The sequence below is a fragment of the Tateyamaria sp. genome (assembly GCF_039940735.1).
Lineage (GTDB): Bacteria > Pseudomonadota > Alphaproteobacteria > Rhodobacterales > Rhodobacteraceae > Tateyamaria.
The window spans coordinates 1-25,065 of record NZ_JBDVGB010000068.1; the positions used below are offsets into that span (position 1 = coordinate 1).

Sequence of the window (25,065 nt, forward strand, 5' to 3'; positions counted from 1 at the left end):
TGCCCCATCTTGACCTTTTCAAACCCTGCGCTGTCGATAAAACGCTGCACGGCGCCTTTGGTCAGACGGTTGGCGCGACGTGCCGCCGGCCCCATCTTGCCATCCGGCGCGACGATCACGGCCAAGCGGCCAGTGTGTGCGGCAAGTGCCTCGATATCAGTTGCAACAAAGCTTGGGCGCGTCAGGTCAGTCATTTGGGGCTCCGAATTTTTAATATTTGTGACAGAGGTAACGCGCCAATCCGCCCATGACCAGCAAATCAAGGCACGTTTAGGAGTTTTCCCGACGCCCGTCATAATGTAGCCTGACCCTGAGGCTTAAGCGCACGAAAGCGGCGCACGACAGGAAGGGACGCGCAGTTTGCTCAGATTCGACCGCTATATGCTGGCGCAACTGATGTGGCTGTTTGGCTTTTTTTCATTGGTGCTGGTGGCTGTGTTCTGGATCAACCGCGCCGTACAGCTGTTTGATCGGCTGATTGGCGACGGACAGACAGCACTGGTTTTTCTTGAGTTTTCGGCCCTTGGGCTGCCGAGATTGATCACAACAGTGTTGCCAATCGCGACCTTTGCAGCCGCCGTATACGTAACCAACCGGCTGAATACCGAAAGCGAATTGACGGTGATGATGTCCACGGGGGCATCACCTTGGCGCATTGCGCGCCCGGTGGCTGTGTTTGGGCTGGTGTCGGCCCTGATGATGTCGCTTTTGTCGCATGTGCTGGTGCCAAGCGCGAACCAGCAATTGGCCGAACGCGAATCCGAGATTTCGCAAAACGTCACATCCCGGCTGTTAACTGAAGGCGAATTTCTAAGCCCCGGCGCGGGCGTCACGTTTTACACCCGCCTTGTGGATGCCGACGGCGTGTTGCACGACGTGTTCTTGTCAGACCGACGCGATCCGGCGGAACGGGTCATTTATACGGCGGCCACGGCCTATCTGGTGCGCAATGGTGAAGGCACATCGCTGATCATGGTCGACGGTTTGGCCCAACGATTGCGATCGTCGAATGCGCGTTTGTCGACGGCCAAGTTTCAAGACTTTTCCTTTGATATCTCGCCCCTTGTGAAGCCCGAAGGTGACGTCATTCCAAGGCTTCCCTTCATGACCAGTGATCGATTGCTTGTAGATTGGCCCGGCGTGGCGCGCGACACCAAAACCGATCTTGGGTCAGTGGCCGAAGAACTGCACAGTCGCGTGGCGCGCGCTACGTTTACCTTTGTAGCGGCGATGATCGGTTTTGCCACTTTGCTGGTTGGTGGCTATTCGCGCTTTGGCGTGTGGCGCGAGATCTTGATCGCATTCTTGATGTTGATTGCTTTGGATGGCATGCGCGGCAGTCTGTCTGAGCCGGTGTTTGAAGATGTACGGATGTGGCCCATTTTATACCTACCCTCGGCACTGGGTGGAACCATCGTGTGCGCCATGCTTTGGACCGCATCCGGCCGCTTTAGACGGCTCTTTCGAAAGCGGAGTGTCGCATGATTTTGCACCTCTATTTCGCGCGCCGCTTTGCATTAAGCCTGACCGTCATCACAGCCGTCTTGGGTGCTTTGGTTATGCTGGTCAATTTGATCGACGAGACGCGCAGGTTTGCTGAATATGGTGTAAACTTGATGGCCCGTTTGGGGCTAAGCTTGTTAAACTTGCCCGAAACCCTGAACCAGATTTTGCCCCTGATCATGATACTTGGAACCGTCAGCCTGTTTATCAGTCTTGCACGGTCTTCTGAAATGGTGGTCACGCGGGCCTCTGGGCGGTCTGCGATGCGGGCGTTGATTGCACCCGTGATGGTCGCCGCACTGATCGGCGTCTTTGCCACAACGATGCTGGGGCCAATTGTTGCCGCCACGGCCAAACGTTATGCCGCATTGTCCAGCGATTACCGCGCAGGTGGAATTTCTGCATTGTCCGTGTCCGAGGACGGGCTGTGGTTGCGTCAAGGCGGCGAAACCGGACAAACCGTGATCCGCGCAGGGCGCAGCAATGCCGATGCCTCTGTGCTTTTTGATGTGACGTTTGTGGCCTATTCCCCGGATGGTGGCCCGGCACGCCGCATCGAGGCCGCAAGTGCAGCACTTGGCAACGGCGCGTGGTCTTTGCGCCTTGCCAAAGTCTGGCCTTTGGCCGCGGGGATAAACCCGGAAGCTAACGCGGTTGAACATGAGACACTAAAACTGCCATCGACCCTGACCCTTGATCGGATTCGCGAAAGCCTTGGAACCCCCACCGGTGTGTCGATCTGGGAGATGCCCGATTTCATCGCGCAACTTGAACAGGCCGGCTTTTCGGCGCGCAAACATCAAGTGTGGTTGCAGGCGCAATTGGCACGCCCATTGTTCTTGATCGCGATGGTTCTGGTTGCCGCAGCCTTCACGATGCGCCATACCCGGTTTGGGGGGACAGGCACTGCCGTGCTGTCCGCAGTGTTGCTGGGGTTCAGTTTGTACTTCATTCGCAGTTTTGCGCAGATTTTGGGTGAAAACGGGCAGATTCCCGTGTTGCTGTCCGCTTGGGCGGCCCCGATTGCTGCGATCTGGTTAGGGCTGGGTTTGTTGCTCAGAGCCGAAGATGGTTGATGCGCGCAACTGGATAAAACGCGCTTTTCTTTGCGTATTTCTGGCGCTTTGGGGCGTCATGGCTCATGCACAAGGGACACAAAGCGCACCGCCCGCCATTTTGGTTGCCGATGACATCCAGATCAGCCAAGACCGCCGCCTGATTGCCAGTGGCAATGTCGAAGCCTTCCAAGGCACCACGCGCCTAACGGCACAGGCCATCGCGTACAATCCTGACAACGGCCAGTTGACGATTACCGGGCCAATCACACTGGATGACGGAAACGGCGTGCGTATCCTTGCCAGTCAAGCCGAACTCAGCAGCGATCTACAAAATGGCCTGCTAACGGGCGCGCGTCTGGTGTTAAATGACCAGCTGCAATTGGCCGCCGTTCAATTGGATGTGGTCGACGGGCGCTATACCCAGCTTTATAAAACCGCCGTCACGTCCTGTCGGGTGTGCGCCAATGATCCGCGCCCGCCACTTTGGCAAATTCGTGCCCGGCGGGTGATCCACGACAAAGAAGAACGCCAACTGTACTTCGATGACGCGCAACTTTTGATCCGTAATGTGCCTATTTTATACCTTCCGCGCCTGCGTCTTCCAGACCCATCCCAAGACCGCGCGTCGGGCTTTTTGTTTCCCGAAATTCGGTCGGATTCGCAGTTGGGCACTGGGTTAAAGCTGCCCTATTTCATCAAATTGGGCGATCACCGCGACCTGACGTTGACGCCCTATTTGTCCAACCGGACACGCACGCTTGAATTCCGCTATCGCCAAGCTTTTAAACGTGGGCGCATCTTGTTTGAGGGCGCCACGTCGGATGATGACCTGGAGCCGGGTGAAAAACGTGGTTACCTTTTTGGCGCCGGTCGCTTTGAACTTAACAAAGGGTACCGTCTGGAATTTGATATCGAACTGGTGTCCGACGATTCTTACCTCAGTGACTATGACTTTTCGTCAAAAGATCGACTGGACAGCCAAATCCAAATCACACGCACAAAGCGCGACGCTTTCCTCCGCCTGGGCTTTATTAACTACAAATCCCTGCGTGATGACGAAGATGACGACGTGTCCCCTTCGGATGTGCTTGAGGCGCTGTACGAGCGGCGCTTTTTCCCCAAAAGCATTGGCGGCGAAATTCGTTTGGCCGCGATCGCTCATGGGCATCGGCGCGAATCCAGCGTCGACACGGATGCCAATGGCGACGGGATCGTCGATGGACGCGATGTTGTACGCTTTAGCCTAGAGGGTGAATGGTTGCGCACCTATCAACTGGGCGGTCTGCAGGCGCAAACAAGGCTTGGCTTTGCAGGTGATGCCTTTAACATCAGTGATGATGCAACCTCGGCCAGCAGTGACAGTGAATTTACGCCCATGGCTGCGCTAACTTTGCGCTATCCGTTGGCCAAACAGGGCCGCGGGCGCGCGCGCCATGTGATCGAACCCATTTTGCAACTGGCCTATGTTGGCGGCGACAATCTGGACGTTCCCGACGACGAAAGCACGCGTGTTGAATTCGACGAAGGCAATTTACTTAGCCTGTCACGCTTTCCCGCACCCGACAGACGTGAACGAGGTTGGACAACAGCATATGGTGGGACATGGGCCCGTTATGACCCCGAAGGGTGGTCGGCCAGCGTCTCCGCCGCGCAGATCATCCGGCAAGACGCGCAACAAGACTTTACCGTAAGCTCTGGTCTGACGGGTACGGATTCCGACTTTCTTTTGGCCGGGCAAATCCGTTTTGTTGGTGGATTGGCTGTATCGGGGCGCACGTTGTTTGACGACACCTTTGACGTCACAAAGGCTGAATTGCGCGGCGACTGGAGCAACAGTCGCCTTGATCTGAGCGGCAGCTATATCTGGATCGACGAAGACCCAGCCATCGATCAAAACGAACCCATCGGCGAAGTGGCTTTTGATGGCGCTTACCGGATCGACCGATTTTGGACCGCGAGCCTTGATATGCGTTACGATATCGAGGAAGGGCGCGCCGCCACAGCTGGGGCCGGATTGACCTATGAAAACGAATGTGTGCGCGTCGGCGTCAACCTTAACCGCAGTTTTGCGGACTCAACAACTATTGAGCCTTCCACCAGTCTGGGGGTATCAGTGTCCTTGCGAGGCTTCTCGGCCGATACAGGGCAAAGCGTCGTGGCACGATCATGCGGAAAGCAGGCGAAATGAGCGGTAAAACAACTCTGAAACGGATCACTTTGGCACTGGCCGGCAGCGCAATGGCGATTGCCGCGCACTTTGGACAGGCGCAGGCACAAGGATTGTTTGATCCCGTCGCGCATGTCGACCAGGCGATCGTCACCGAATACGAAGTACAGCAACGTGTCCGGTTCCTCCAAGTACTTGGTGCGCCCGGCGGTTCTCGTCAAGAAGTGATCGAAGAGCTGATCCAAGACCGTTTGCGCACACAAGAAGCACGCCAAGTCGGCGCGATCGCAAGCGAATCTGCCGTGCAAGACGGGATGAGTGAATTTGCAGGTCGGGCCAACCTGCCGCTTGATGAATTTATAACCGCTTTGGAACAAGAAGGCGTATCGCGCGAAACGTTTCGCGACTTTGTCGGCGTCCAAATCACTTGGCGCGACTATATCCGCGCGCGGTTCGGATCCCGTGTGCAGATCACAGACACTGACGTCGACCGGGCAATTTCCGGCGCAACTGGTTCCAGCGGGCTTGAAGTTCTGATTTCGGAAATCATCATTCCGGCCCCTCCGCCACGCGCCGCACAGGTGCAGGCGCAAGCCGAAGAAATTGCGCAATCCTCCTCAGAGGCCGAGTTTTCCAGCTTTGCACGCCGTTTTTCCGCCACCGCATCACGGGGCAATGGCGGGCGCTTGCCTTGGACACCTATTAGCGATCTGCCCCCGGTCCTGCGCCCACTTTTGCTGGCGCTTGGGCCCGGAGAAGTGACCGCGCCTTTGCCAATTCCCAACGCAGTTGCTTTGTTCCAATTACGCGCCGTGCGCGAGACGTCGACACCGGAACCCACCTTTTCGGCCATCGAATACGCGGCCTATTACATCGCTGGCGGGCGCTCGCCCGAGGCATTGGGGCGCGCACGCGGCATCGCGGCGCGGATTGACCGCTGCGACGATCTTTATGGAATCGCGCAAGGCCAACCTGAATCCGCACTGGACCGCGGCAGCTTGCCCCCTTCGGAAATTCCGACGGACATCGCGTTGGAATTGTCCAAGTTGGACCCCGGCGAAACCTCGACTGCATTGACCCGTGCGAACGGCCAAACTCTGGTATTGCTTATGCTGTGTGGACGTACGCCCGCGCTTGACACCGAACAAGACGTCAACCGCGATGGTATCTCAGCTGGGTTGCGCAACCAGCGTTTAAACGCCTTTTCGGAAAACCTGCTTGAGCAGTTGGCGGCAGAGGCGAACATCCGCATTCTGCCATGACCAAGGCACCCGTCGCTATTTGCTGTGGCGAACCGGCGGGCGTCGGGCCAGAAGTTGCGGCCAAAGCATGGGCCAATTTGCGCCATGATATAACGATGTTGTGGATCGGTGATCCGCGTCATTTGCCAGATGGCACGCCTCAGGTCGGTATCGATGATCCGGCGCAGGCCGCGTCTGTCTGCCCCGACGCCCTGCCCGTCCTACGTCACGATTTTGCAGCACTCGCCACGCTTGGCACAGCCACCTTGAGCAATGCGCAAGGCGTCGTCGACGTAATCGCGCGCGCCGTAGAGTTGGCGCACAACGGTGCGGTTTCAGCGATTTGCACCGCGCCAATCCACAAAAAGGTGCTGATCGATGGGGCAGGTTTTGCGTACCCTGGGCACACCGAATATCTTGAGGCGCTCACCGACGCGCCGCGCGCCGTGATGATGTTAGCGAGCGACGCATTGCGCGTTGTACCCACGACCATCCATATCGCGCTTGCAGACGTGCCGCGTGTCCTAACACCTGATTTGCTGCGCCACACGATCGAAATCACCGCCCAAGGGCTGCGCAATCAATTTGGCATAGCGGCGCCACGGATCGCAGTCGCTGGATTGAACCCGCATGCGGGTGAAGGTGGCGCGATGGGACAAGAAGAGCTGGCTTGGATTGCGCCTTTGATTGCCGAAATACGCGCTGAGGGCATCGAGGTGAGCGGCCCTTGGCCTGCGGACACGTTGTTTCATGCCGCAGCGCGCGCGACATATGATGCCGCGGTTTGCATGTATCACGACCAAGCATTGATCCCCATCAAGACGTTGGATTTTGATCGCGGTGTGAATGTCACTTTGGGTTTGCCTATCATTCGGACTTCGCCAGATCATGGCACCGCTTTTGACATCGCAGGCCAAGGGATCGCCAATCCCACAAGCATGATCGAAGCCATCAAATTGGCCGCTGCAATGGCTGACCGTTGATGCCTCCGGCGGGCATATTTAAGGAACAATGAAGCCATGAGCACAATTGATGACCTGCCGCCTTTGAGCACCGTGATTGAAGACCATGGGCTAAGAGCGCGTAAATCTTTGGGTCAGAACTTTTTACTGGATCTGAACCTGACGGCCAAAATCGCGCGACAAGCAGGGGATTTGACAGGGTGTGATGTGCTTGAGATCGGCCCCGGCCCCGGCGGGTTGACCCGTGGTTTGCTGTCTGAAGGCGCCCGCCGGGTGTTGGCCATCGAAAAGGATGGCCGCTGTTTACCTGCACTGGCCGAGATCGCCACCCGCTATCCCGGGCAGTTGCAAGTGATTGAAGGCGATGCGTTAGATATTGATCCGCTGGCCCATTTGACGCCTCCCATTCGCGTGGCAGCAAACCTGCCCTATAATGTGGGCACGGAATTGCTGGTACGCTGGCTGACCCCACCTAAATGGCCGCCATTTTGGCAATCTTTGACGCTTATGTTTCAGCGTGAAGTGGCGGAACGGATCGTCGCGGTACCGGGGTCAAAGGCCTATGGTCGGTTGGCGCTGCTGGCGCAGTGGCGCTGTGAAGCGCGCATTGTCATGGGCCTGCCCCCCGAGGCATTCACGCCTGCCCCCAAAGTATCTAGCGCTGTGGTCCATCTGACCGCCCTGCCCGCGCCGAAATTCGAGGCGGATGCTGAGGTGTTAAACCGCGTGGTCGCCATGGCCTTCAATCAACGGCGCAAAATGCTGCGCTCTGCATTGAAGGGAATGGGCGCGGACATCGAAGACCGTCTGAACGCCGCCGGTATCAAACCGACGGAACGCGCCGAACAAGTATCACTGGAAGAGTTTTGTGCGCTGGCCCGCGCGGTGGCTGCGCCCTAAGCACAGCCATGCGTGTTTATTCGGCCGCTTCCGGAGCGGAACCGCTGTCAGCCTGCGGCTCAGTGGCTTCGGGTTTTGGTTTTGCCCGTGGCTTGCGAGAGCGCGTCGTTTTTGGCTTTGGCTTTGGTTGGCTTTCTGGTGTTTCCACCAAGCCACTGTCAGCAGGCGCTTCGACAACATCAGGCTGCGGGGCCGCCGCGGGGTCTGCAACGCTTGCTTCTTGTTGTTGTTCGGCGCGCTGTTGGTTGCGTTCGCGATCACGTTCTGCCTGACGGTCGCGTTCGGCTTGGCGGTCGCGGTTTTGGCGTTCTTGTTCTTCGCGGCGCGCATCGATTTCACGCTGTGCTTCGCTTAGAAGACGCAGGTAATGTTCGGCGTGCTGCTGAAAGTTTTCAGTGGCGACCCGGTCGCCGGAAAGTTGGGAATCGCGCGCCAGCTGATTGTACTTGTCGATGATCTGCTGTGGCGTGCCACGCACTTTTCCTTCGGGGCCAGAACTGTCAAACACGCGGTTGATGACGTTGCCGCCAGAATTGTTGTTTGAGCCGCGATTGCGACTGCCCTTTGACCGTGACCGTGATCTCGAAGATTTCATGAAGATATGTTCCGCTCATTGGCGTGTGCTTTGTGATCTGCCGCGATGCGTTGCCAACAACTGTTGAACTTTCTCGGCGATCGTATGGATGTGACACCTGCATAATGCGGGGCCGTTAGCCTTGGCGTCTGAAGAATGAATAAACATGCCGAGACCGTCACGACAAGAGAAAAAGGCCAATTTTCATCACTTTTGCACTGACTAAGCAGGATTCCGTGCAACAACGACGCGCTTGCGCCCGTCAAGGTCAGGTAAGATGCGCACATCGCCCCATCCATGATCCCGAAAAATGGTTTCGACAGCATCGGCTTGCGTCCAGCCAAACTCGCACATGACGCGCCCGTTGGGGGTAAGGTAACTGCCCGCTGTTTCCGCAATCACGCGGTACGCCGACAACCCGTCGCCTTCGTCCGTAAGCGCCATACGAGGTTCATAGTCGCGCAACTCCGGCGCCACATCGTCCATTTCGCTTTGGGCAAGGTAAGGGGGATTGGCCACGATAAGCTGAAACCGCCCCTCAACCGGGGCAAACCAGTCTCCTTGCGCAATGTCGCTACGATCAGCCACACCATGCATCACCGCATTGGCACTGGCCTGAAGGCAGGCCGCTTCGCTCAGGTCCACGCCAAGCCCCCGTGCCGTGACACGTTCCGCCAAAAGCGTGACCAACAAACACCCCGACCCTGTGCCAAGATCAAGCACTTGTGCGAAATCTTCGGCCAAGGCAGCTTCGATCAAGGTTTCGGATTCGGGGCGTGGGTCCAATACATCGCAGCTAACTTTAAAGTCGCGGCCATAAAACGCGCGCTGCCCGATCAAGTGGCTGACGGGCACGCGCACAGCACGCAATGAAATCAGCTGCTCATACCGTTCAGCGATGTCGGGCGCGATATCTTCGGGGGCAATCAATGTCACGCGGGCTGCATCGACTTGTGCCGCATGGGCCAGCAAAACCCGCGCATCTCGCGCAGGGTCAGGCACACCTGCCGCCCTCAAACGGGCGGTTGCCGCAGCCATCGCTTGCGCCGCAGTCACGTGTTCATCTCGGCCATCATACGGGCTTGGGCATCTGCCGTCAGCGCGTCCACCACTTCGTCCAAATCGCCCTGCATCACCTGATCAAGCTTATAAAGCGTAAGGTTAATACGGTGATCGGTCATGCGACCTTGGGGGAAATTATAGGTCCGGATACGTTCCGAGCGGTCACCCGACCCCACTTGGGCTGCACGATCCGCACTGCGTTCACTGTCCACCCGGTTGCGTTCCAGGTCGTAAAGCCGGGCGCGTAGAACTTGCATCGCGATCTCGCGGTTGCGGTGTTGGGATTTTTCACTGCTGGTCACAACAAGACCGGTTGGCAAGTGCGTGATGCGTACAGCTGAATCGGTGGTGTTGACGTGCTGCCCGCCTGCCCCCGAAGACCGCATGGTGTCGATGCGAATGTCATTGGTTTTGATCTCGATATCGACCTCTTCGGCCTCTGGCAGTACGGCCACGGTGGCCGCCGACGTGTGGATACGCCCGCCGCTTTCTGTGCTTGGAACGCGCTGCACCCGGTGAACGCCAGATTCGTATTTCATTCGGGCAAAAACATTCTGCCCGGTGATGTGCGCCACCACTTCCTTGATGCCGCCAAGTTCCGTCGCTTGTTCCTCGATCACTTCGACCTTCCAGCCGCGCCCTTCTGCGTAACGCACATACATGCGAAACAGATCAGCCGCGAACAAGGCGGCCTCGTCACCACCGGTACCGGGGCGAATTTCCAGCATCGCAGGGCGCGCATCCGCCGCATCCTTGGGCAGCAACGTGACTTGCAAAGCAGCCTCAGCCCCAGGCAGCGCCTCTTTGAGGCTTTGCACTTCTTCGCGGGCCAATTCGGCCATGTCCGGATCATCAAGCATCGCTTGCGCCTCGGCCAACCCATCAACCAAGGCCATATAGCTGTCGATTTGCTCAACCACGGGCTTAAGGTCTGAGTATTCTTTGGCGAGTGCTGCAATATCACTGCTGCCATCGGACATGGCCGCCTCAAGATATTGAAAGCGCTGGGTGATCTGAAAAAGGCGGTCTTGTGGGATCATAACGAGGGTTTGATCCAAGGGGGGGCTTTGGTCAAGAGGGCTACTATGCTATGGTGTATGTTATGAAACGCGCGATATTAATATCATTGCTGATCAGCAGCCCCGCTTTGGCCGATGCGACTTACCCATCGGGCAGAACGATCGAGTGCTTTTGCACAGACAAACAACGCAATCGCGTTGAATTGGGCCAAACCGTCTGCTTGCAAGTCGACGGGCGGATGTTCATGGCGCAATGTCAGATGTCACTGAACGTGCCGATGTGGCGCGAAATGCAAGAAGGATGCTTGTCATCCTCCCTGAGCGCGCCCCAGAACCCCTTGCAATCGTTTGCCGTTGACGCCCAGATCTGAGCGGCCAAATCGCAGCCGGCCATACAGCTTCAACACGCCGTCACTGAATTGCACAGTGGTGTAATCAGGAAATCCCCAAATCAAAGATCGCGTGACGAAAGTGATGCGCCTTTCTTCCTGAGACCCCACGATCTTTCGCGCGCGCATTACCACCTGCGTGCGTGGCAGCGCGCCCATTTCATGACGCACGCGTCTGAATAACTCCAAATCAGCCTGCAAAACGCGGATCGCACCGCCCACAGAATCCACATCTTCAGACGCGGTAATTGGCGTATTCCACAACTTTGGGTCGCTTGGGGCCAAACGCACATAGGCTGAAACAAAAACCGACACGGCCACCAAAAAGACCACCCCATAGATCACAAGGCGCATCCCAACCCTTTCATTGTTCCCAAAATATGCAAACGCCCGCGTTCAGCGATACGCAACGCCGGGCAAGATACACAACATCTCGTAAAGCAGGTTTGCCCCAGTCAGCGCCGTATTTCCCGTGGTATCATAGGGCGGCGACACTTCGACCAGATCACACCCCACCACATTCACCCCGCGCAAAGCACGGATCAACTGCAGTGCCTGTGGCGTGGTCAAACCGCCAATCTCAGGTGTGCCTGTACCGGGTGCAAAGGCCGGGTCCAAACTGTCGATATCATAGCTGATGTATGTGGGTAGATCGCCAATATCACGCCGAATTTCAGCGCCAAGCGCGCTTAAATCACGGCCCCACAACTCTTGCGCCGGAAACTGTTGAAATCCCCAAGCAGCAGCTTCAGAAAAATCTTCGGCGCCATAGCCGGTGCCACGCAGGCCCACCTGATAGGTCTTGTCGGCTTGTATCAAACCCTCTTCATAGGCGCGGCGAAAAACGGTGCCGTGGGTTTCGCGTTCTCCAAACATCTCGTCATTCACATCGCCGTGCGCATCCACATGGATCAGCGCCACAGGCCCATGGCGTTTGGCCATCGCGCGCAGAATCGGCAAGGTAATCGAATGATCCCCCCCAATGGCCATCGGCACGGCATCATAGTTCAAGATCGCCTCGTAACTCTCTGCAATAATGCGTAAACTGTCTGACAACGAAAACGTATTGATCGCCAAATCTCCAATGTCAGCGACCTGCATACTGTCAAAAGGTGCCGCCCCCGTGGCCAAATTGTAGGGCCGGATCATCGCAGATTGGCTGCGCACTTCTTTGGGCCCAAATCGCGTGCCCGACCGCCACGATGTACCAATATCCATCGGCACGCCCAACACGGCAACATCCAGTTTTTGCAGCTCGTTGCTTGTCGGCAAACGCATAAACGTCCCCGGCCCCGAAAAGCGCGCCAAATCATTGCCGCTGATTGGCTGGTTTTTAGGTGTCATTGCGCATTCTCCATCCCAACAGTTGACAGATCTCGACTGCGACATGAGCACCTGCAATTGCGGTGGCGCCGGTGGTGTCAAAGGGCGGCGACACTTCGACCACATCGCCGCCTTGAATGTTGATACCGGCAAGGCCGCGCAGCAAGGCCGACGCCTGCGCTGAACTCAGACCACCCCAAACCGGCGTACCTGTCCCCGGTGCAAAGGCCGGGTCAAGCCCATCGATATCAAAGCTCAAATAACACGGGCGGTCCCCAACAATTTCACGCGCGCGCGCAGCCGCAGCCTCTGGCCCAATGCGGTGAAATTCGGGGGCGTCGATAATATTGACCCCAAGCGTGTCCTCGTTGGTGGTGCGAATGCCAATCTGAACGCTCGTGGCAGGGTCAACCAAACCCATCTTTACTGCCTTGTAAAACATCGTGCCATGATCGACGCGGTCCATATCGTCATCCGCCCAAGTGTCGGTATGTGCATCGATTTGAACCAATGAAATCGGGCCAAATTTTTCAGCATACGCCTTAAGGATCGGAAACGAGATGTAATGATCCCCACCAAGCACCACACTTGCAGCACCCGCCTGCAAAATCCCGCGAATATGCTCCGTCACAGCGCCCGGAAACGCAGGCACATTGGCATAATCAAAAGCCAAATCGCCGTAGTCCACGATCACCCGCTCGCTCATCACATCAAAGGGCCAGCCATAGGGCGCGTCTGGCGCTTGCAGACTTGATGCCTCGCGGATGGCGCGCGGCCCTAGGCGCGTGCCGGGCCGGTTCGTGACCGCCTGATCAAACGGCACGCCCGTCACAGCAATGTCGACGCCAGTCAAATCCTTGGTATAGCGCCGCCGCATAAACGACGTCGCGCCGCCAAAAGTCAGCTCAAACGACGGCCCGCGCGGGTCCTTTCGTGTGAACGCATGATCCATCTGCGTTTTTGCATCTTCCAGCGCCATATCAGTCCTTCATCTTGCCAAATAAACTCCGGGGTGAGGCCAAAGGCCGAGGGGCAGCGCCCCTAGCAGGGGCCGCATCCCTTTTGCCAAGCCCTCTACCCCGTGACCACGCTCTTACCCCACCGGTTGCGCCGTTTCGACCAAGCGCGCAAAAAACGACGCACCAATCGGCGCGATTTCATCATTAAAGTTGTACTTAGGATGATGCACCCCAGCACCTTCGCCCTGCCCCAACATCAAATAAGCACCGGGGCGCGCCTCGAGCATGTAGGAAAAATCCTCCGCTCCCATGACAGGTTCAACATCACTGTCCACGCCCGCATCGCCGGCAACGTCCGCCGCCACCTTGGCGGCAAACGCTGCTTTTGAGGCGTCATTCACCGTGGGCGGATACCCAAATTCGAAATCCAGCTGCGCCGCACAACCATAGGCCGCCGCAGTGCCTGCCGCGATTTCTTCCATGCGGCGCACGACCATGGCCTGTACCTCTTTGTCGAAGGTGCGCACCGTTCCGTTGATATAAGCCGTTTCCGGAATCACATTGTCGGTCGTGCCTGTGTGGATTTGCGTCGTTGAAATCACCAATTGATCCAATGGCTTGTGATTGCGACTGACGATGGTTTGCAGTGCTGTAACAACAGCGCAGGCCGCAACCACCGGATCAACAGTGTCATGTGGGCGCGCAGCGTGCCCGCCCTTGCCCGTGATGGTGATGTGAAACGTGTCTGCTGCTGCCATAATGGGGCCTGCACGGGTGTGAAACTTGCCAAAATCTTTTCCGGGGGCGTTATGGATCGCATAGACGTCTTTGATGTTGAATGTATCCATGATGCCTTCTTGCACCATGACCTCGCCGCCGCCGCCGCCCTCTTCTGCCGGTTGAAAGATTAACGCCACACGGCCCGAAAAATTCCGCGTCTCGGTCAGGTACTTTGCAGCCCCCAAAAGCATCGCCGTGTGACCATCATGGCCGCAGGCATGCATTTGCCCCGGATGGGTCGATGCATATGCAACCCCGGTTTCCTCGGTGATTGGCAGCGCATCAAAATCCGCGCGCAGGCCCATAGTAGGTCCATCGCCCTGCCCGTTGATGATCGCCACAACCCCAGTTTGCGCAATGTCACCATGCACTTCGTCTACGCCAATCTCGGCCAACCGTTCCTTGATAAAGGCAGACGTCTTGGGGCAATCGAACGACAGTTCCGGAATTGTGTGCAGATGTTGGCGCCATGCGGTCATGTCTGGACCAAGGTCGCCGATACGGTTGATGATAGCCATGGGTGGACTCCTTGGGTGGGGATGCGTCAGATGCAGCAAACCGCAAACCCAAGGGCACTGCAATGGCTGACGATCTGATAAACGACCAAAGCGCAGGGATTGAGCGCCTTTTAGAGATCATGCGCCGCCTGCGTGATCCCGAAACGGGCTGTCCGTGGGATATTGAACAAACCTTTCAGACCATCGCACCCTATACCATCGAAGAAGCCTATGAAGTTGCGGACGCAATCGAACGCCAAGACTGGCCCGAACTTGAGGGTGAATTGGGTGATTTGCTGCTGCAATCGGTCTATCACACCGCCATCGGGCAAGAAGCCGGGCATTTTTCGTTTCAGTCGGTTGTCACAAATATTTCCAACAAGATGGTGGCCCGCCATCCCCATGTGTTTGGCGACGAAAACCGCGATAAATCCGCCGCGCAACAAACCCGCGATTGGGAAGCGATCAAAGCAACGGAACGCGCCGGCAAGGCGCAACGCGGCACTCTGGATGGCGTGGCCATGAACCTGCCCGCCTTGCTGCGCGCCTTAAAGCTGCAAAAGCGCGCCGCCCGTGTGGGGTTTGATTGGCCTGACGTCAGCCAAGTCATCGATAAAATCCAAGAAGAAGCTGCCGAATTGGTTGAGGCCCGCGACACCCTTGGCCACGAAGAGATGGTCGATGAAATGGGTGATCTGCTGTTTGTGATGGCCAATCTTGCCCGCCATCTTGATATCGATCCCGAAGAGGCCCTGCGCCGCACCAATGCCAAGTTCACACGCCGCTTTGGCGCCATTGAAACGGCATTGGCCGCGCGCGGCAAACGCCCCGAGGACAGCGATTTGCAAGAAATGGACGCGCTGTGGGACGCGGCCAAAGACGCCGAAAAATCTAGCCGAAGTTAACGCCGTCCATTTGCGATATCTTTTTTAAGTCCATCGTGTAACGCTTTGAAAGTTCAGTTACTTCTTGGGGTGAAAATGCAGCGAACCCGCGTGGTTCTTTATCTTCACCATGCAGATCAATCAGTGTTTTCCACTTACGTCGGCGCAGTTTTTGCCCCCCGACATAGACCTTTTGCAAAGCTTCAAGTGCAGCGTCCGTTGCACTTAGATTGACGATGCGCGCAGGTTCAACCATCGCCCCTGTCGCCAAATCCGGAACAAGCCGCTCAAGCAACGACACGCTGGTGCCGCGATCTTCGTAAGGCAAAACCGTCAGCTTCTCAGGACGCAATGTGTCGCGCAAAATCTTTACAATCTCGGGCCATCCGCGATCCATCGCCATATAGTGGGGTCGCAGATCGTTAAATGGCGGCACCGGGTTGTCTTCGGCCCGTTTGCGAAACCCTGACACGAACAACCCGTCATAGGGGCGGATCACCAATAAAACATGCGCAATGGGGCCAGCCCACGCCGCACGCAGAACTTCGCAGCGCGGCCCAGCCATAGGATAAAACTGCCCCTTCATGAAATGAAACATGCGCCCAAGAATGTTTTCTTCGGACAGGATCAATGGGCGCTCTGCGCTGTGGTCTTTCAATGTCGCCTGCGCGCGGACGTACATTTTGTCCGCAACTTCCATACCGATGGTGCCGGGCAACCGCAGCGCCAAATCACCCGACGGGATACCATCCCGCCCCGGATAGGCCAGTGATAGCCCCACATTGCCCAATGCTGCACGGTTTTCATGCAAACACATTTGAAACGAAGACGTGCCTGTGCGGTGTGCACCGGCATGAACATAAAGAGGTAAACTGGTCATGCCCGCCAACTAATCGCTGGCCGATACCATACGCAAGGTTTTGCGCGCACCAAGGGTCCCATTCTGGACAAGGGGTGCCAAAGCGGCCACGGTGCGTCAAAACTGAAAGGCCCGGCACATGGCACCACGAAAAATCATTATCGATACCGATCCCGGACAAGACGACGCCGTCGCCATTCTGCTGGCGCTTGCCAGTCCAGAGGACGTTGACGTGTTGGGCATCACGACTGTCGCAGGCAATGTACCGCTGGATCTTACGTCGAAAAACGCACGCATTATCTGCGAGTTATCAGGTAAAGTTGATATACCTATCTATGCCGGTTGCGATCGCCCTTTGGGCCGTGATCTGGTTACGGCCGAACATGTGCACGGCAAGACGGGCCTTGATGGCCCTGACCTGCCGGACCCCACACTGCAGCTGCAAGATGGGCACGCTGTGGATTTTATCATCGATACCCTTCGCAAAGAGGCCCCCGGCACCGTCACGCTGTGCCCCTTGGGTCCGCTCACCAACATCGCCACGGCCTTGACCCGCGCGCCAGATATCGCAGAACGCGTACAGCAAATCGTGTTGATGGGAGGCGCATATTTCGAAGTGGGCAACATCACCCCCACCGCCGAATTCAACATCTACGTTGACCCACAAGCTGCTGATATTGTGTTTAAAAGCGGAATAGATATTGTGGTTATGCCCTTAGACGTCACCCACAAAGCACTGGTTACCAAATCGCGCAACGACGCCTTTCGCGCCCTTGGTACACCCGTAGGTGTTGCGGTGGCTCAGATGACCGACTTTTTTGAACGTTTTGACAAAGAAAAATATGGATCCACCGGTGCGCCGCTGCACGATCCTTGCGTGACCGCCTATCTAATCCGCCCTGACCTGTTCACGGGCCGCCACATCAACGTCGAGATCGAAACCGAATCCGAACTTACCCTTGGAATGACCGTCGCTGATTGGTGGGGCGTGACAGATCGCGCACCCAACGCCACCTTTATTGGTGATCTGGACGGCGATGGGTTTTTTGCCCTGCTCACCGAACGTTTAGGCCGGTTATGAGCCTGCTTGTCGCCTATGACGCAAGTTGGCCTGCCATGGCGCAGGCAGAGGCAGCGCGCTGGCGTGAAAACGTGATGGGCCTTGTCACGGTCCACCACATCGGTTCGACCGCTATTCCGGGCATGCCTGCTAAGTCTGTCATCGACCTGCTGCCCGTTTTTGCAGACGCAGCTGCCGCGGATGCCGCCCAAAGTGCGGTTGAGACGATGGGTTATGAATGGATGGGCCCATTCGGCCTTGAGGGGCGGCGGTATTGTCGCAATTTCGATCCCGACACAGGCCAACGCCGCGTCCATGCCCACGCCTATGTACAAGGTCACGCGGGTATCCTCCGTCATTTGGCCTTTCGGGATGCGCTCTTGGGCAACGCGCCCTTGCGGGTCGCCTATGCCTCTGTCAAAGCCGCCTGTGCAGGCCGTCACCCGGATGGCGGTGTCGGCTATCAAGATTGTAAATCTGCATGGATCGCCAAGACTGAAGCCCGAGCATTGGAGACGTTAAAATGAGTGCAGCCCTGACCCTCGCCACGGTTGAGCACGTGGATCGTTTGCTATCTCTTGTCGCGTCGTTCCACGCCGAAGCAAGCATCGCCATGAGCGACGAACAACGCGCCGCTGGCATTGTACCCTTGCTTGAAGGCAGCCCACATGGCGTGGCCTATTTGATTGGCCCAGCCCGCGCGCCCATCGGTTATATTGTGATGTCTTTCGGGTGGTCGATTGAATTTGGCGGCATGGATGGGTTTGTGGACGAGCTTTACGTGCGCCCCGGTGTACGCGGGCGCGGTGTCGCCAGCGAAGTGTTGCTTACGTTGCCACGCGCACTGGCTGACGCGGGCCTTAAGGCGCTGCATCTTGAGGTGCGCACCGACAATGCCGACGCCCGCAGGCTGTATAAACGCGCAGGCTTTGCGTTGCGCGATGGGTATCACCTGATGACGCGCACGTTTTGAAAACCCAAGGCACAGATATGCAAATCCCCTTCGATAATTCCTATACCAAGCTGCCCGATGGCTTTTTCACACGGCTTGATCCGACACCCGTTTCTGCCCCGCAAATGCTGGCTTGGAATGACGCGCTGGCAGGTAATTTAGGGATAGCCGAACCAGATGCGCAGGTGTTTTCCGGCAACATTGTCCCTGAAGGGGCTGCGCCACTTGCGCAACTGTATGCAGGTCATCAATTTGGCCAATACAACCCACAGCTGGGCGACGGGCGCGCAATCTTGCTGGGCGAAGTGATCGACAGCGCAGGCACACGGCGCGACATCCAACTCAAAGGGTCAGGCCCCACACCCTACTCGCGCATGGGCGACGGGCGCGCGTGGCTTGGCCCGGTTTTGCGCGAATATGTGGTCAGCGAGGCGATGCACGCCCTTGGCATCCCGACCACGCGTGCGCTGGCCGCTGTCACCACGGGTGATCCGGTGTTGCGCGAACAAGGTCCGTTGCCCGGCGCTGTGTTGACGCGCATTGCCTCCAGCCATTTGCGGGTCGGCACGTTTCAAGTCTTTGCGCATCGTGGCCAAATAGACGATTTGCGCACGCTCACCGACTATGCCATCGCACGCCACTGGCCGCAGGCCGATGGCCCAATGGGGCTGCTTGCCGCCGTCTGCGCAGCACAAGCCGAGTTAATCACCGCTTGGATGTCAGTGGGCTTTATCCACGGCGTGATGAACACGGACAATTGCACGATCTCAGGCGAAACAATCGACTACGGCCCGTGCGCGTTTATGGATGCCTATTCCGAAGCGCGTGTGTTTTCTTCCATCGATCGAACGGCGCGCTATGCCTACGGCAACCAACCGCGCATCGCAGTGTGGAACATGGCGCAACTGGCGACAGCACTCATCCAACTGTTTGACGACAAAGACCAGGTCATCCAAGACGCCACCAAAATCGTGCACGCCATGCCCGACCTGCTTCAAACTGCGTGGCTGCGCCGATTTGGAACCAAGCTGGGGCTAAACGCAACGCCCGAAGATCAGCCACTGATCGAAGACCTGCTTGCGATGATGCAAAGCCAAGGCGCAGACTTTACCAACACATTCGCCGCACTCGCGACGGATCAAGCGCGCGACCAATTCAGCGACCGCCAAGCCTTTGATACGTGGCGCGACACCTGGCAGGCGCGCAAACCCGACTCAGACCTGATGGCCCGATCGAACCCACTAATCATTCCTCGCAACCACAGAATCGAAGCGATGATCGAAGCCGCCGTAACAGGCGACATGGCCCCGTTCGAACGGCTCAACACGGCACTTGCCCAACCTTTCACCAAAACCGATCCCAACTTGCATCGCCCACCAACAGACCAAGAAATCGTGCCCGCAACATTCTGCGGCACTTAACCTTTCATGGTTCTCAAAATACTCAAATTTAACGGCGCTGCCTTCACCGCCGATTGAACAAGACCAACCCAATCGCGATCAGCACCAATGCAAGCCGAATACTCGATCCAACCAGTTCGCCTGTCAGCGGTCAACACAATACCCCCCGGTTGCCAGCGCCAGATCAAACAAGCACGGCACGGGTAAACGTGCGCCCGGCTACAAAACGTGTGACGCCAACGCCAATCAGATCGGCATTCCATAAAACAAGATCGAGGGGCGCGACGCCGCGGTCAAATCCAACGTTTGAAACAAAAAGGAATTCTACGGCGTACAGCGCTCCCGCAATTATGCCCTCAATACAGGGGCACGAGGTCGTCACCGCGTATAGCCACGCGCCCACACCTAAACCATCAACAACATCGCCGCCCCAACAGACCGCAGTCTGGCCATAAAACGCATACGGGCTGAAACCGATGGCCAGATACCTTCACCACCACGGGTTCAACACCAGTTTGAGGGCAAAAACCCGTCAGGGCCACGGAACCGGCCCGATCATCATTAGGTTTCCGCATCATCACGGCATTTGGCACGCGTCACGAGAACCATGTCGATCGTTCTCAAATATTCCCCGCTGCGTCCCCGTCATTTTGTGCCAAGATGGGCGCAACGAATCTAACGGAACGTGGGAGCATACGAATGAGTTTGATGGGAACCTTGGCCAAAGTGGCTATCGGCGTCGCTGTCGCCAAAGGCGCAGGCGCAATGATGAAAAAAAGCAGCGGCGGCGCGCAGGCCTCCGCCGGAGGTGGACTTGGTGGAATGCTTGGTGGTCTGACCGGTGGTGCACAAAGCGCGGGTGGCCTTCAGGGCATGCTTGGCGGTCTGATGGGCGGCGCGCAAGGTAGTCAATCCGGTGGCGGTATGCAGGATATGTTGGGTAGCCTCATGGGCGGTGCACAAGGTGGCGGCGCAGGCGGATTGGGCGGCATCCTTGAAAGCCTTGGCGGCGGCGGTAGCAGCGCGCAGGGTGGCGGTTTGCAAAGCATGCTTGGCGGTCTGGCTGGTGGTGCTGGCGCGGCCGGCCTTTTGGGCGCGCTGGGCGGCCAAGTGGCGCAACGACCAGCGTCTAACAACGCAAGCTTCGGCGAAGTGCTCAATTCGTCGTTCGATCAAACTCCGCAAGAAAAGATCGAACCAAGCGCCGATCAAGAAGCCGCAGCGGCGTTGATGCTGCGCGCGATGATCCAAGCAGCCAAATCAGACGGTAATTTCGATGACGCCGAACAGGAAAAACTGATGGGTCAGTTGGGCGGCGACGTAGACGCCGAAGAGGCCGCATTTGTACGCGCCGAGATGCAGCGCCTTGTGGATGTTAACGCTTTGGTCGCTGAAGTGCCGCAAGGTTTGGGGCCACAAGTCTATGCGATGTCATTGCTTGCTATTGACCTCGATAGTCAGGCCGAGGCGAAATACTTGCATTCGCTGGCGCAGGGTTTGGGCATGGAAGCCGCTGCGGTCAACGATGTGCACGCCCAACTTGGGGTGCCTTCGCTTTATACCTGAGGGTAGATTTGCATATTTGAAGAACAATGAAGGGGCTGCGCGGTGCGTGGCCTCTTTTCTGGTGTGATGACATCTGTATGCAGTGCAGGACACAATAGAAGTTCGCCGCAAGCGTACCAATGTCCGGCTTGGTTAACCGTTCCAGAAACGGTCGTTTTTGGGAGACTGCGAATGTTGGCTCCGAGCCCGAAGCAGCCTAATTTGACCTTACCTTTGTCCCAATAAACAGCGTTCACATTTGCTGGGCCCTATGCCTAATGTTCAATATGAAGAACTACCGCGAAATGATTTCTGACTGCGAACGTGAGGTTAACCGACTGCATGCAACGCTTTGGGAAACAGCTGAGTACAGAGACAAGTCACCAAATCAACGTGAACAATGGCATCGTGCTGCAGATGCTTTCCGGAACCACCAATCGCCGATAGATGATCTGATCGATCAATGCCTGGAATTCGGTCTAGAACATGACAATGATCTAAGGCATTTTGCCTTTGCCTACATAGACAACGACCCATATTTCTTTAGGTCTGGTTACATACTAGAAAGCCTTTTGCAGCGCGTAAAAAAGCTAACTCTGACAGAACTTGAGAAAGAATCGATCAGGCAAACAATTTTGAAGCGGGTTGAGACGCGAGCCCTAAGGAACTTCCGCCATTTATGTCGATTGATCCCTAGAATTGAAGACGACCAATTCCGCAATGAACTTCGTAGTCGTGCAAAGTCAAAGGACCCTCAAATGAGACGACGCGCAGAATTTGCGCTTTCCTATCTTCGGTAAGTTCGTCTGCATTCGGTTTTTAAAAACGAAATATTGCGGTCGGCCGCAATGTCCCGCACACTGAACCTTAGGCCGGTTCCAAAAACGCTCGTTTTTGGCGCGGTCAAGAAAACCCCTGTTTTCCGCCACCACAAGCCCCATTCAAAAACCAACCAGTTGTTGAAGGTTTTGGGTAGCTTTCATGATAGAGAACATCCGTACGATGCGGACCATCGAACACAATCGGTTCAAAGCAACCGTACATGTTCTTGGCCACCACACCAGATCGGTTCAGATTACGCCTGCGGTCCTTTAGGTTTTGGTTTGCGGCGCCGCTGTCCGGACGGCTTCCCACCACCGGGGGCGCCACCGGGACGACCTTCGCCACCGCCACCGGGGCGACCACGACCGCGTCCCCTGCCCCGACCGCCTCCGCCGGGTTTTTTCTTGGCCGTTGGGTCGTCAATCGGTTCCCATGGGCGGCCTGACGCCACTGGGATTGCGGTTTTTAGCACCTTTTGGATGTCTTTAAGCTGATCCATCTCGTCAGGTGCGCAGAATGCAATTGCCGCACCGTCTTTGCCCGCGCGCGCTGTGCGCCCGATGCGGTGCACATAGGCTTCGGGCACGTTGGGCAGATCAAAGTTATAGACGTGTTTCACATCCGGAATATCAAGACCACGGGCGGCGACATCTGTGGCCACCAACACCTTGACTTCGCTGGCTTTAAACGCTGCCAATGCGCGGTCGCGCTGGCCTTGGCGTTTGTCACCGTGGATGGCCGCAACGGTAAAGCCCTTTTTGTCCAACGCCTTTGCCAGACGGTCGGCGCCGTGTTTGGTGCGCGTAAAGACCAAAGCGCGTTCTTCTTTGTGTGCGCCCATCAATTCGATCAAAAGCGCCGTCTTTTCCGCCTTGGCGATAAAGTGGATGGCTTGGGTCACCTTGTCGGCGGCCTTGCCCGGAGGCGAGACTTCGATGCGGATCGGGCTGCGCAGATAGCTGTTTGCGATTTCGGCCATCTGTTTGGGCATGGTGGCCGAAAACAGCATGGTCTGGCGATCATCGCCCACCATCGACGCGATTTTGCGCAGATCGTGGATGAACCCCATATCAAGCATCTGATCGGCCTCATCCAGCACCAGAAAATTGGTCTGGTCCAACCGCACAGCGCGACGGTCCACAAGATCCAGCAAACGACCCGGTGTCGCGACCAAAATATCAACGCCCTTGGACAGGCGCTGGATTTGAGGGTTGATCGACACACCGCCCACGACGATTTGCACTTTCATATCCGTCAGCGCACGCAGCACAGCCGCGATCTGTCCGGCCAGTTCGCGTGTGGGAGCAAGCACCAAACCGCGAGCGGTCTTGGCCTCGGCGCGTGTGCCTTCTTCCATTAGCCGCGCAATCAGCGGAATGCCGAATGCGCCGGTTTTTCCGGTGCCGGTCTGGGCAAGGCCCATCACATCCCGCCCGTTCATCGCTTGGGGAATCGCTTGGGCTTGAATTGGTGTTGGGTTGGTTAAACCCATCTCGGCCACGCGGCGACGCAACGCGTCGGGCAGGCTCATCATGTCAAAATCGCTCATTTCACCCCATTGGACCCATAGCAGCATGGCGTCAACCGCAATTGAGGTTAGCGAATTGTGCAAGTGGCAATCCTTCGCTAAACCGAACCTTATGAGCAGCAAACGCCCTTCCATCACCGAACGTAGCGAAGCCAAGGGGTTGCGCATGACCCAACCACGCCGGGTCATTGCCGAAGTGTTACAAGACAGCGTCGACCACCCGGATGTTGAGGAACTCTATAATCGTGCCAGTGCCGTGGATTCGCGGATTTCCATCGCCACGGTCTATCGCACCGTTAAACTGTTCGAAGAGGCCGGCATTCTGGACAAGCTGGAATTCGGCGACGGGCGCGCACGTTACGAAGATGCAGAGCGCGAGCACCACGACCACCTGATCGATATGAATTCCGGCGAAGTCATCGAATTTGTTGATCCCGAGATTGAAGCACTACAAGAAAAGATCGCCCAAAAATTAGGGTATGAACTGCGTGGTCACCGCCTTGAGCTTTATGGCGTGCCGCGCAAAGACTGACCTGTACCGCCAACCCAAAAGGAACGTCACATGCACGCGCATGACTGTTTTGTGCTTTCCAAACAGGGGTTTGGAATGGCCTTTCAAGGGTTTTCCGCCCCTCACGCAACGCAATTCATCAACGATCAGGCTGAAACGGTAAACACACATGGATAATTTGCGCGGCGCCTTTGTGATGGTGCTGGCCATGCTGGGCTTTGCCATCGAAGACGCAGTGATCAAACTGCTGGCAGGCGCGTTGCCCGTGAGCCAAATCATCGGCACGTTGGGCATCGCCAGCGCCGTTCTTTTTGCGGGTATTTGCCGGGCACAAGGCAAAGCATTGTGGTCCCGAGACTTTCTGACCCCTGCCGTGATCTTGCGCAATGTGGCCGAGGCCGTTGGCGCATTGGGCTTTGTCACGGCCATCGCATTGATGCCCTTATCAAGTGCGTCTGCCATCTTACAAACCGGTCCGCTTTTGGTGACATTGGGCGCGGCTTTGTTTTTGGGCGAACCCGTCGGCTGGCGGCGCTGGGCGGCCATTGTCGTCGGTTTTGGTGGCGTTTTGTTAATCATCCGCCCCGGCACTGAAAATTTTGACTGGAATTCGATCTATGCAGTGATTGGAGTGATCGGGCTGGCGATCCGCGATCTGGCCATTCGGCGTATCCCGGCACAGATCAGCTCGATGCAGTTAAGCATGTTGGCTTTTTTATCGCTGATCCCCGCCGCAGGCATCCTTTTGATGACAAACGGTGACACGTTGGTCAGCCCGAGCCTTGGACAGTGGGGCCTGCTTGCCGGTATCGTTGGGATTGGGGCACTGGCCTATTTCGGGATCACTTATGCTTCGCGCATCGGTGAAATCAGCTTTGTTGTTCCGTTTCGCTATTCGCGAATGGTCTTTGCCTTGGTCATTGGGATGGCAGTATTTAACGAAAATCCGGATGCGCTGACGCTGCTTGGCGCGGCGATTATCGTCGGTTCAGGCCTTTATACCTTGTGGCGCGAACGGGTGGTGAAAAGCACACCTTCGCCTTAACCCCCTTTTGTTAGCGCGCACATCG

25 protein-coding genes and 1 pseudogene are annotated in these 25,065 nt (G+C 56.8%); 16 read left to right on the forward strand and 10 right to left on the reverse strand.

Features of this window, described 5'->3' with window-relative positions; translation table 11 throughout:
• A pseudogene (locus ABJF76_RS14980) lies at positions 1-194 on the reverse strand (leucyl aminopeptidase); the annotation flags it as partial.
• Positions 195-360: 166 nt separating this feature from the next.
• Between ABJF76_RS14980 and lptF the strand changes: the two are divergent.
• Genes lptF through rsmA form a run of 6 tightly spaced genes read left to right on the forward strand, consistent with a single transcriptional unit; the run spans position 361 to position 7,831 of the window.
• Positions 361-1,485, forward strand: a complete 1,125-nt coding sequence (gene lptF / locus ABJF76_RS14985; RefSeq protein WP_413821668.1) for an LPS export ABC transporter permease LptF — start codon at positions 361-363, stop codon at positions 1,483-1,485.
• Positions 1,482-2,579, forward strand: coding sequence for an LPS export ABC transporter permease LptG (gene lptG / locus ABJF76_RS14990; protein ID WP_413821667.1), 1,098 nt, complete (start codon positions 1,482-1,484; stop codon positions 2,577-2,579). The genes lptF and lptG overlap by 4 nt, the downstream gene beginning before the upstream one ends.
• A gap of 58 nt (positions 2,580-2,637) precedes the next feature.
• Positions 2,638-4,749, forward strand: coding sequence for an LPS-assembly protein LptD (locus ABJF76_RS14995; RefSeq protein ID WP_413821666.1), 2,112 nt, complete (start codon positions 2,638-2,640; stop codon positions 4,747-4,749).
• Positions 4,746-5,990 (forward strand): peptidylprolyl isomerase, encoded by a 1,245-nt coding sequence (locus ABJF76_RS15000; RefSeq protein ID WP_413821665.1) that lies wholly within the window; start codon positions 4,746-4,748, stop codon positions 5,988-5,990. Before ABJF76_RS14995 ends, ABJF76_RS15000 begins: the two co-directional genes overlap by 4 nt.
• Entirely contained in the window at positions 5,987-6,952 is a 966-nt protein-coding gene (pdxA, locus tag ABJF76_RS15005) for a 4-hydroxythreonine-4-phosphate dehydrogenase PdxA (RefSeq protein ID WP_413821664.1), read from the forward strand. Before ABJF76_RS15000 ends, pdxA begins: the two co-directional genes overlap by 4 nt.
• Before the next feature lie 36 nt (positions 6,953-6,988).
• Complete coding sequence (gene rsmA / locus ABJF76_RS15010) at positions 6,989-7,831, forward strand: 16S rRNA (adenine(1518)-N(6)/adenine(1519)-N(6))-dimethyltransferase RsmA (RefSeq protein WP_413821663.1); 843 nt, start codon at positions 6,989-6,991, stop codon at positions 7,829-7,831.
• 16 nt (positions 7,832-7,847) lie between these two features.
• Here rsmA and ABJF76_RS15015 read toward each other — a convergent pair whose 3' ends face one another.
• The 3 genes from ABJF76_RS15015 to prfA all read right to left on the reverse strand — a co-directional run bounded on the left by ABJF76_RS15015 (position 7,848) and on the right by prfA (position 10,507).
• The gene (locus ABJF76_RS15015) at positions 7,848-8,426 is read right to left on the reverse strand and encodes a DUF4167 domain-containing protein (RefSeq protein ID WP_413821662.1); all 579 of its coding nucleotides are present in this window, start codon (positions 8,424-8,426) and stop codon (positions 7,848-7,850) included.
• 201 nt (positions 8,427-8,627) lie between these two features.
• The gene (gene prmC, locus ABJF76_RS15020; RefSeq protein WP_413821714.1) at positions 8,628-9,443 is read right to left on the reverse strand and encodes a peptide chain release factor N(5)-glutamine methyltransferase; all 816 of its coding nucleotides are present in this window, start codon (positions 9,441-9,443) and stop codon (positions 8,628-8,630) included.
• A 14-nt stretch (positions 9,444-9,457) separates the two neighbouring features.
• Positions 9,458-10,507, reverse strand: a complete 1,050-nt coding sequence (prfA, locus tag ABJF76_RS15025) for a peptide chain release factor 1 (protein WP_413821713.1) — start codon at positions 10,505-10,507, stop codon at positions 9,458-9,460.
• A gap of 50 nt (positions 10,508-10,557) precedes the next feature.
• Between prfA and ABJF76_RS15030 the strand changes: the two genes are divergently transcribed.
• Complete coding sequence (locus ABJF76_RS15030) at positions 10,558-10,857, forward strand: hypothetical protein (protein ID WP_413821661.1); 300 nt, start codon at positions 10,558-10,560, stop codon at positions 10,855-10,857.
• Here the strand turns inward: ABJF76_RS15030 and ABJF76_RS15035 are convergent.
• The 4 genes from ABJF76_RS15035 to ABJF76_RS15050 form a co-directional block, all read right to left on the reverse strand.
• Complete coding sequence (locus tag ABJF76_RS15035) at positions 10,795-11,229, reverse strand: DUF1499 domain-containing protein (RefSeq protein ID WP_413821660.1); 435 nt, start codon at positions 11,227-11,229, stop codon at positions 10,795-10,797. The two genes, ABJF76_RS15030 and ABJF76_RS15035, sit on opposite strands and share 63 nt — an antisense overlap.
• Positions 11,230-11,271: 42 nt before the next feature.
• The gene (gene speB / locus ABJF76_RS15040; RefSeq protein ID WP_413821659.1) at positions 11,272-12,219 is read right to left on the reverse strand and encodes an agmatinase; all 948 of its coding nucleotides are present in this window, start codon (positions 12,217-12,219) and stop codon (positions 11,272-11,274) included.
• Complete coding sequence (speB, locus tag ABJF76_RS15045) at positions 12,209-13,177, reverse strand: agmatinase (RefSeq protein ID WP_413821658.1); 969 nt, start codon at positions 13,175-13,177, stop codon at positions 12,209-12,211. Before speB (ABJF76_RS15045) ends, speB (ABJF76_RS15040) begins: the two co-directional genes overlap by 11 nt.
• A gap of 114 nt (positions 13,178-13,291) precedes the next feature.
• Positions 13,292-14,455 carry a M20 aminoacylase family protein gene (locus ABJF76_RS15050; protein ID WP_413821657.1) on the reverse strand — a complete coding sequence of 388 codons (1,164 nt, stop codon included), beginning with the start codon at positions 14,453-14,455 and terminating at the stop codon, positions 13,292-13,294.
• Positions 14,456-14,517: 62 nt separating this feature from the next.
• On the opposite strand from ABJF76_RS15050, the gene mazG reads away from it, so the two are divergent.
• Positions 14,518-15,339: a nucleoside triphosphate pyrophosphohydrolase gene (gene mazG, locus ABJF76_RS15055; protein ID WP_413821656.1), complete on the forward strand. Its 822-nt coding sequence runs from the start codon at positions 14,518-14,520 to the stop codon at positions 15,337-15,339.
• On the opposite strand, the gene ABJF76_RS15060 is transcribed toward mazG, so the two are convergent.
• A complete protein-coding gene (locus tag ABJF76_RS15060) occupies positions 15,326-16,198 on the reverse strand; it encodes a hypothetical protein (RefSeq protein WP_413821655.1) in 873 nt (290 codons plus the stop codon). The two genes, mazG and ABJF76_RS15060, sit on opposite strands and share 14 nt — an antisense overlap.
• 118 nt (positions 16,199-16,316) lie before the next feature.
• On the opposite strand from ABJF76_RS15060, the gene ABJF76_RS15065 reads away from it, so the two are divergent.
• From ABJF76_RS15065 to ABJF76_RS15090, 6 genes are all read left to right on the forward strand, one after another.
• Positions 16,317-17,258: a nucleoside hydrolase gene (locus ABJF76_RS15065; RefSeq protein WP_413821654.1), complete on the forward strand. Its 942-nt coding sequence runs from the start codon at positions 16,317-16,319 to the stop codon at positions 17,256-17,258.
• Complete coding sequence (locus ABJF76_RS15070) at positions 17,255-17,764, forward strand: GrpB family protein (RefSeq protein WP_413821653.1); 510 nt, start codon at positions 17,255-17,257, stop codon at positions 17,762-17,764. The genes ABJF76_RS15065 and ABJF76_RS15070 overlap by 4 nt, the downstream gene beginning before the upstream one ends.
• Positions 17,761-18,210 (forward strand): GNAT family N-acetyltransferase, encoded by a 450-nt coding sequence (locus ABJF76_RS15075; protein ID WP_413821652.1) that lies wholly within the window; start codon positions 17,761-17,763, stop codon positions 18,208-18,210. The genes ABJF76_RS15070 and ABJF76_RS15075 overlap by 4 nt, the downstream gene beginning before the upstream one ends.
• Before the next feature lie 17 nt (positions 18,211-18,227).
• The gene (locus ABJF76_RS15080) at positions 18,228-19,610 is read left to right on the forward strand and encodes a protein adenylyltransferase SelO (RefSeq protein WP_413821651.1); all 1,383 of its coding nucleotides are present in this window, start codon (positions 18,228-18,230) and stop codon (positions 19,608-19,610) included.
• 678 nt (positions 19,611-20,288) lie between these two features.
• Positions 20,289-21,155, forward strand: coding sequence for a tellurite resistance TerB family protein (locus ABJF76_RS15085; RefSeq protein ID WP_413821650.1), 867 nt, complete (start codon positions 20,289-20,291; stop codon positions 21,153-21,155).
• A gap of 257 nt (positions 21,156-21,412) precedes the next feature.
• Complete coding sequence (locus ABJF76_RS15090; protein WP_413821649.1) at positions 21,413-21,934, forward strand: hypothetical protein; 522 nt, start codon at positions 21,413-21,415, stop codon at positions 21,932-21,934.
• Between the two features lie 275 nt (positions 21,935-22,209).
• Here ABJF76_RS15090 and ABJF76_RS15095 read toward each other — a convergent pair whose 3' ends face one another.
• Positions 22,210-23,505, reverse strand: a complete 1,296-nt coding sequence (locus ABJF76_RS15095) for a DEAD/DEAH box helicase (protein ID WP_413821648.1) — start codon at positions 23,503-23,505, stop codon at positions 22,210-22,212.
• A 145-nt stretch (positions 23,506-23,650) separates the two neighbouring features.
• Here ABJF76_RS15095 and ABJF76_RS15100 point away from each other — a divergent pair, with 145 nt between their 5' ends.
• Together ABJF76_RS15100 and ABJF76_RS15105 are read left to right on the forward strand one after the other, a co-directional pair.
• Positions 23,651-24,016: a Fur family transcriptional regulator gene (locus tag ABJF76_RS15100; RefSeq protein ID WP_413821647.1), complete on the forward strand. Its 366-nt coding sequence runs from the start codon at positions 23,651-23,653 to the stop codon at positions 24,014-24,016.
• A gap of 148 nt (positions 24,017-24,164) precedes the next feature.
• Positions 24,165-25,040, forward strand: coding sequence for a DMT family transporter (locus tag ABJF76_RS15105; RefSeq protein ID WP_413821646.1), 876 nt, complete (start codon positions 24,165-24,167; stop codon positions 25,038-25,040).
• Positions 25,041-25,065 lie beyond the last annotated feature (25 nt).